Annotated in this window: 7 protein-coding genes and 1 pseudogene; 1 reads left to right on the plus strand and 7 read right to left on the minus strand. The window is 51.9% G+C overall.

Features of this window, described 5'->3' with window-relative positions; all coding sequences use genetic code 11:
- Positions 1-23 precede the first annotated feature (23 nt).
- Entirely contained in the window at positions 24-3,473 is a 3,450-nt protein-coding gene (mfd, locus tag ACQE3Z_RS07500; protein ID WP_426973008.1) for a transcription-repair coupling factor, read from the plus strand.
- Between the two features lie 111 nt (positions 3,474-3,584).
- Here mfd and ACQE3Z_RS07505 read toward each other — a convergent pair whose 3' ends face one another.
- The 7 genes and pseudogenes from ACQE3Z_RS07505 to ACQE3Z_RS07535 form a co-directional block, all read right to left on the minus strand.
- Positions 3,585-3,758, minus strand: coding sequence for a hypothetical protein (locus tag ACQE3Z_RS07505; protein WP_426973009.1), 174 nt, complete (start codon positions 3,756-3,758; stop codon positions 3,585-3,587).
- A gap of 110 nt (positions 3,759-3,868) precedes the next feature.
- Entirely contained in the window at positions 3,869-4,363 is a 495-nt protein-coding gene (locus ACQE3Z_RS07510) for a DUF2569 domain-containing protein (RefSeq protein WP_426973011.1), read from the minus strand.
- A gap of 157 nt (positions 4,364-4,520) precedes the next feature.
- Positions 4,521-5,294, minus strand: a pseudogene (locus ACQE3Z_RS07515) (VENN motif pre-toxin domain-containing protein); the annotation flags it as partial.
- Between the two features lie 216 nt (positions 5,295-5,510).
- The gene (locus ACQE3Z_RS07520; RefSeq protein WP_426973012.1) at positions 5,511-5,972 is read right to left on the minus strand and encodes a hypothetical protein; all 462 of its coding nucleotides are present in this window, start codon (positions 5,970-5,972) and stop codon (positions 5,511-5,513) included.
- Between the two features lie 30 nt (positions 5,973-6,002).
- Positions 6,003-6,254: a hypothetical protein gene (locus ACQE3Z_RS07525; RefSeq protein ID WP_426973014.1), complete on the minus strand. Its 252-nt coding sequence runs from the start codon at positions 6,252-6,254 to the stop codon at positions 6,003-6,005.
- A 47-nt stretch (positions 6,255-6,301) separates the two neighbouring features.
- A complete protein-coding gene (locus ACQE3Z_RS07530) occupies positions 6,302-6,532 on the minus strand; it encodes a hypothetical protein (RefSeq protein WP_426973015.1) in 231 nt (76 codons plus the stop codon).
- Positions 6,529-7,543 (minus strand): VENN motif pre-toxin domain-containing protein (locus ACQE3Z_RS07535; protein WP_426973016.1); only part of this gene is annotated, 1,015 nt, incomplete at its 5' end. The genes ACQE3Z_RS07530 and ACQE3Z_RS07535, both read right to left, overlap by 4 nt.

Raw genomic sequence — 7,543 nt, forward strand, 5'->3', positions numbered from 1 at the left:
ACAGAGAGAACGTCGAAACGACTATGCCTGAACAGATTCGCTATGCCCTGCCCGCTGCGGCAAACGATCAACGCCAGCTGGGACAGCTAACCGGCGCCGCCTGCGCCGTTGAATGTGCGGAAATCGCCGAGCGTCACCCGGGGCTGGTGATGCTGATTGCGCCTGATATGCAAACCTCGCTGCGCCTGCAGGATGAAATTCAACAGTTTACCCACCAGCCGGTTTTGAGCCTGGCCGACTGGGAAACTCTGCCCTTCGACAGCTTCTCTCCACATCAGGATATTATCTCTGCACGTCTGTCGACGCTTTATCGCCTGCCAACGCTGGAACGCGGCGTGCTGATCCTGCCGGTGACCACATTGATGCAGCGTTACTGCCCGCACGATTTCCTGCACGGTCATGCGCTGGTGATGCATAAAGGACAGCTGCTGTCACGCGACCGGCTGCGCGATCAGCTGGAACAGGCGGGCTATCGTCATGTCGATCAGGTCATGGAGCATGGCGAATATGCCACGCGCGGCGCACTGCTCGATCTGTTCCCCATGGGCAGCGAACAGCCTTATCGCATCGACTTTTTCGATAATGAAATCGACAGCCTGCGGCTGTTTGACGTCGACAGCCAGCGCACGCTGGAAGAGGTGGAGGCAATTAACCTGCTGCCCGCCCATGAGTTTCCCACGGATAAAGCCGCCATTGAGCTGTTCCGCAGCCAGTGGCGGGAACATTTCGATGTGCGCCGCGAGCCGGAACATATCTATCAGCAGGTGAGCAAAGGCACCCTGCCCGCCGGGATCGAATACTGGCAGCCGCTGTTTTTTGAACAGCCGCTGGTGCCGCTGTTCAGCTATCTGCCGCGCGATACGCTGGTGGTCAGCACCGGCGATCTGGAAGCCAGCGCGGAACGCTTCTGGCAGGATATCATGGCGCGTTTTGAAAACCGCCGCGTAGACCCGATGCGCCCATTACTGCCGCCGGAATCGCTGTGGTTGCGTACTGATGGCCTGTTTGCAGAATTAAAACAGTGGCCGCGCATTCGTATGAGCAGCGAGGCGTTGCCCGATAAAGCGGCCAACACCAACCTGGATTATCAGCCGCTGCCGCCGCTGGCGATAGAGCCTCAGGCCAAAGCGCCGCTGGATAACCTGCGCCATTTCCTTGAGGCGTTCGATGGTGCGGTGATCTTCTCGGTGGAAAGCGAAGGTCGCCGCGAGGCGTTACAGGAGCTGCTGGCACGCATCAAGCTACAGCCGAAGGTGATTCAGCGCCTGAGCGAAGCCGTTGCCCCGGGCCGTTATCTGATCATCGGCGCCAGCGAGCGCGGCTTTGTTGATAATCTGCGCCAGCGCGCCCTGATCTGCGAAGGCGATTTGCTGGGTGAGCGCGTGACGCGTCGTCGTCAGGATACCCGCCGCACCATTAATCCCGATGTGCTGATCCGCAACCTGGCAGAGCTGCATCCCGGCCAGCCGGTGGTACATCTGGAGCATGGCGTAGGGCGCTATATCGGCATGACCACGCTGGAAGCGGGCGGCATCAAGGCGGAGTACCTGATGCTGGCCTACGCCAATGACGCCAAGCTGTACGTGCCGGTCTCTTCGCTGCATCTGATCAGCCGTTACGCTGGCGGTGCTGATGAAAATGCGCCGCTGCATAAGCTGGGCAGCGATGCCTGGTCACGGGCACGTCAGAAAGCGGCAGAGAAAGTGCGCGATGTGGCGGCAGAGCTATTAGATATTTATGCACAGCGCGCCGCTAAGGCGGGCTACGCCTTTAAATACGATCGTGAGCAGTACCAAATGTTCTGCGACAGCTTCCCATTTGAAACCACGCCGGACCAGGCCCAGGCGATCCATGCTGTATTGAGCGATATGTGTCAGCCGCTGGCGATGGATCGTCTGGTGTGCGGTGATGTGGGCTTTGGTAAAACCGAAGTGGCGATGCGCGCGGCGTTTCTGGCGGTAGAGAATAACAAACAGGTGGCGGTGCTGGTGCCGACTACCCTGCTTGCCCAGCAGCACTATGATAATTTCCGCGACCGTTTCGCAAACTGGCCGGTGCGCATCGAAATGCTTTCCCGCTTCCGCAGCGCCAAAGAACAGGCGCAGATACTGGAGCAGGCCAGCGACGGTAAAATAGATATTTTAATCGGCACCCATAAGCTGCTGATGAGCGATTTGAAGTGGCACGATCTGGGGCTGCTGATAGTCGATGAGGAACACCGCTTCGGCGTACGCCATAAAGAGCGTATTAAAGCGATGCGTGCAGATGTCGATATTCTGACATTAACCGCCACGCCGATCCCGCGAACGCTGAATATGGCGATGAGCGGCATGCGCGATTTGTCGATTATCGCTACGCCGCCCGCGCGTCGCCTGGCGGTGAAAACATTTGTTCGGGAATATGACAGCCTGGTGGTGCGCGAGGCGATCCTGCGCGAAGTGCTGCGCGGCGGCCAGGTTTATTACCTGTATAACGATGTGGAAAATATCGAAAAAGCGGCCCAGCGGCTGGCAGATTTAGTGCCGGAAGCGCGCATCGCCATTGGTCACGGGCAGATGCGCGAGCGCGATCTGGAGCGGGTGATGAATGATTTCCATCATCAACGCTTTAACGTACTGGTCTGTACCACCATTATCGAAACCGGTATCGATATCCCTACCGCCAATACCATTATCATTGAGCGCGCCGATCACTTTGGCCTGGCGCAGCTGCACCAGCTACGCGGACGCGTAGGCCGTTCACATCACCAGGCCTATGCATGGCTGCTGACGCCGCCGCCGAAAGCGATGACTACCGATGCGCATAAACGCCTGGAGGCGATCGCCTCGCTGGAGGATCTGGGCGCAGGCTTCGCGCTGGCCACCCACGATTTAGAAATCCGTGGCGCAGGCGAGCTGCTGGGGGAGGATCAGAGCGGCCAGATGGAAACTATCGGCTTCTCCCTCTATATGGAGCTGCTGGAAAATGCCGTGGATGCGTTGAAAGAGGGTCGCGAGCCTTCGCTGGAAGATCTAACCAGCAATCAGACCGATATCGAACTGCGTATGCCAGCGCTGCTGCCTGATGATTTTATTCCTGATGTCAGTACCCGGCTCTCTTTTTACAAGCGTATCGCCAGCGCTGGCGATCGCCGCGAGCTGGACGATCTGAAGGTGGAGTTGATCGATCGCTTTGGCAACCTTCCCGATGCGGCTCGCCACCTGCTGGATATTGCCGCGCTACGGCTGGAGGCACGGCAGCTGGGCGTCAAACGCATCGAGGCCAGCGAAAAAGGTGGTTTTATCGAATTTGCCGAGAAAAACTGCGTCGATCCCACCTGGTTGATTGGCCTGCTGCAAAAAGATCCGCAGCAGTGGCGGCTGGAAGGGCCAACCCGCCTGAAATTTACCCGTGAATTAGCCGAGCGTAAACTGCGGATGGCATGGATCCGGGAGTTAATGGAGCAGATGCAAGCGCATACGCTAGCGAGCTGAGTGGAAAATAACGTTTAACGGGGCCAAAATGGCCCCGTTAAACGTTGGCTCGCGCTAAAGCAAACAGGTAGATAGCAAGCCGCTGAGGGCAGGTTGTAGCTATTGCCTTAATTAGTCGCTTTCGTCAGCCATCACCATGCGAATAATGCCAGCAGCCTGGCTTTTCGGTAATGAGAGTATGTTATTCCATAAATCTATTACCATGTCGCACGCCACTTTCTCTTTACCTAATCCCTTGCGTGGATCATCTAAAATCTCCAGGTCCTGACCATATTTTGGTATCATTTTTTGTACGCCTTCGTTAAATTGCAGTACGTCATTTTTCTATTAAAAGAGCGAGCCTCATCAAAGCTATGGTGGTTACTCGCAACCGCTTAAATTTTTAGTGATGATAACTAGCGACAAAAAACCATATTGATTCTTTTAGAAAACATAAAATAAGGCACCCAAATAACCACGCCTGTAACCCCACCTATTAATAACCTGATACTATCCGACCCTGGATTTATATCGAAAATAATAACAGGTAACACAGTAATATAGAGAGCAATAATCAGCCCTGTGGTATAATAAACAATCATCGCTTTGCGCGTTCCTTTCTTGCGTCTGAAAAATAACCATGCGGCATAAAGTGAAAAAAGAAAGCCGGAGATCAATAACGCAAACGCTCCCATCGCATAATAAGATAAAAAACCTGTCTCATCGAAATAATTAAATACTGTTATGATAAAACGATAAAGCTCAATGCCTCCCCCAATAATACCCAGGATAAGACCCAGAGCAGGAAGGTACAACAATCCATTAATTTTACACACTTCTTTCTTTTCACAAACATCACACCAACCAGACTCTTTGTTTGCTTCATAATTTTGACATTTTATACATTCCATTTTGTTCCCTTTTATTATGCTATGTGAAGTTTTTTAATTTATCCAGGTCTATCCGTCAAAGCCCCGCTCCAATATGCTGTAATAGCGCTTTTGGAGTGATGATTGCTGCCATTAAGTAATCAACTTTATCTGACGCCACTACTAATAACTTCAGAAATCACCATCGCTTCAGACAGAACTCCGCCGGGCAATGTGTTCGCATCGTAGTACCAACAAAACGGTGTACATTCCCCTGGCTATCAACAGCAAAGCGAACCTCTTTATTTGGGTATTGTTTTGTGCTCGGAATTGATTGCTCAAAAAGCTTTAGTGAATCCTGAGGTTCAATACCTGCATTAGGTCTATTACTTGGCTGACCTGGAGTATGCTTTGGATTCGATTTATATACCAAACCATTAGATGCAACAGTTGGTTGTGGCGTAGGTAAGGGGCTTCCTTTCCCAGCCTTCCCAATCCCAGCCGCAATTCCCGCTGCACTGGTTCCTGCCGCCTGAGCAAGACTGTTTATCGCAAGCTGCTTCGCTTCGGATGAGTCACCAGACATCAACGCGTTATGAATGGCTGCGTTTCTGTCTGCCTCAAGCTGGACTGTCGTCACCTGAAGGATTGAAAGCTCATCCTGATCTGCCTGACTCAGACCGCCTTCAGCACGCGCTTTTTCAAGCAACTCATTGGTGCGATTAGCATAATCAGCCTGTAGCCTGCCAACTTCATTTGCTTTATCGACGCAGTTCTGGGCACCGGTACAGTTCACAACACTTTCATGCTGTTCAGCGTTAATCTTCTTGTATTTCTCAACTACGGCGGTGCAAGCCTCTCTTCCCTGACACTGAGTCATTTCTTTTGCTCGGTCTTGGTTTTCCGGCACCTTCAGCGCATTATTCTCAACCGCGTTCTTCCCGGCCTGCGCACCGGCCACCGCGTTACCGCAGCTGTTCCTGCTAGTCTGCCTTCAGGCTTAGCACCTCGACCGCCTCCAGTAGCTAACTGATAAAAAATAATCCCGGCCGGTTAGCCGGGATTTAAGGTATATCAACGTTTCGGTGATTTTGGTGCAAAGTATGATAAGAGAAAAATGCCGATCCCTCCTACAAATCCGCCTCCCAGACCTACTCTAACAGCAATGTATATTTCTTTACTACTGAGCTTAAAATCGCCGTTCAGAAAGTAAAAAAACACTGCTATTCCAACCTGGCCAATCACTGTTACGCATACAATGGTTGTGGTCACTAAAAACAGGATATAAAAAAAATCTACAAAGCTCACTATTTTTTTCACTCCTTTTATCACCTTTGCGTTTAAAATCCTCTATACCCTGAGATATAGCTTTACCTCCACTTTCAGATATTGCTGAACCACCTATATTACCGGTAACCGCAGGCACAGGGCTTAAAGGAAGAGGCTTACTTATACCCATACCGACATCAACCCATTGCCAGTTTTTCCAGTTGGGATTAATCACTTTATCTAAAGGTCTTTGAATAATTTTACCACCGGCATAGCCGAGAGATGCGCCCGCACTGCTACTAATAGCACCGGTCAGGGGATCATCACCTTTAATATAGTTTGAGGTGGCTCCACCTGCTGCATTCCAGCCAACTGTTCCCAACAGGCCAGTATTTGATGTGGCCGCGCCAACTCAGCTGGCTATCAGCGCATCGGTATAATTCACTTCACCATTTACCACATACTGAATAACAGTATTAGCGCCACCACCGATTACTGCTGTTACCTGCGCCCCTTTCGGTAATACGCCCAATCCCACGGTTCCGGCAAGTTCTGCGGAGACAATTGCATTACCCTTCGCTATATCACCAGCCAGTTTTGCTTTATCTTCTGTCGCGGCATCTGGTGTTTTACCCAGCCAGAACCCAAGACCTGAGCCAGCCATAGCGCCCAGCGCATTATTCTCAACAACAAATTTTCCCTTATCTTTACTTAAAATCCTTTTATGCCAAGGAAGCGAAACAAAACTATACCAAAACCCAGTATTCCTCCCCCCGCCCCTCCCATCCTTAGGCCTCTTAAAACTTCTGACCATCTAAAATCAACTTTCCCATATGCAAAATATTTAATGGTAAGCAATATAAAATAAGAAAACTCAGCAATTGCAATTCCTGAAATCATGGAAGTAGCTATGATGAAGATGCTGGAAATAAATAGTTTCATTCGCGCTCTCCTTTCTTAAATTTATCATTAATGACTTTTTGTAGTTCAGTCCCAGTCATTTCTGACGTAATAGAAGCCCCCATATTACCTGCAGCCCCCGGAATCTGACTCGGTACCATTTCTTTGGAGATACCTAACTGCCCTTTGACTTCAGTATATTTCAGTAAATCAGGATTAAATTTAGGATTCCAGCCCCCGGTAATCAACTTACCGGCTGTATTTACAATAGGTTTCGCCACATAATTACCAATTCCATATCCAGCCCACGCACCTGCTCCGTTAATGATTGCCCCTGTCAGCGGGTCATCCCCTGTTATTGCGTTGCCTAAGGCTCCCCCCGCAGCATTCCAGCCTACCGTGCCTTTCCAGCCCTGCCCCATAGTAACGACATTAACCCAGCCAGCGATAACAGAGTTAACCGGATTGACCTCCCCGGTGTTTGCATATTGTATCCCCGCATTCGTTCCGGCTCCTAACGCCCACATTGCCGCCTGTTCTGCCGTCAACGCGCCAACCCCTACTGTACTGGCTACTCCTGCTGAAACAATCGCATTTCCCTTCGCTATATCGCCAGCCAGTTTCGCCTTATCTTCTGCTGTTGCGTCTGGCGTTTTCCCTAACCAGAACCCCAGGTCTGAGCCAGCCATAGCGCCCAGCGTATTATTCTCAACCGCGTTCTTCCCGGCCTGCGCACCGGCCACCGCGTTACCGCTACTGTCACCAGCCAGGCCGCCGGCAAGGCCCGCCGCCAGCGTACCCAGCGCGCTGATGGTCTGCTTTTCCGTCTCCGTCAGGTCATCCACTTCCTTACCCGGATACAGCTGCTTCATCACCACCTGCGCCATCAGCTCGCCGCTCACCGCTCCCGCTGCTCCCGCCAGCGCACTGTTGCCTGACGCATACGACGCTACCGCCCCGACAACCGCATGGGCCATCGCCTTCGCCTCCTGATTGCCCTCCGTCAGCTTATGTATCTGCTCTGCCAGATACGGCGCTGCCGCGCCGCTGATG

The organism is Pantoea sp. FN0307, from assembly GCF_050113815.1.
Lineage (GTDB): Bacteria > Pseudomonadota > Gammaproteobacteria > Enterobacterales > Enterobacteriaceae > Mixta > Mixta alhagi.

What these genes read in the sequence shown, in the direction of transcription:
- mfd (WP_426973008.1), top strand. Translation starts at nt 24, where the DNA reads ATGCCTGAACAGATTCGCTATGCCCTGCCCGCTGCGGCAAACGATCAA.
- ACQE3Z_RS07505 (WP_426973009.1), bottom strand. Translation starts at nt 3,758, where the DNA reads ATGATACCAAAATATGGTCAGGACCTGGAGATTTTAGATGATCCACGC.
- ACQE3Z_RS07530 (WP_426973015.1), bottom strand. Translation starts at nt 6,532, where the DNA reads ATGAAACTATTTATTTCCAGCATCTTCATCATAGCTACTTCCATGATT.
- ACQE3Z_RS07510 (WP_426973011.1), bottom strand. Translation starts at nt 4,363, where the DNA reads ATGGAATGTATAAAATGTCAAAATTATGAAGCAAACAAAGAGTCTGGT.
- ACQE3Z_RS07525 (WP_426973014.1), bottom strand. Translation starts at nt 6,254, where the DNA reads ATGGCTGGCTCAGGTCTTGGGTTCTGGCTGGGTAAAACACCAGATGCC.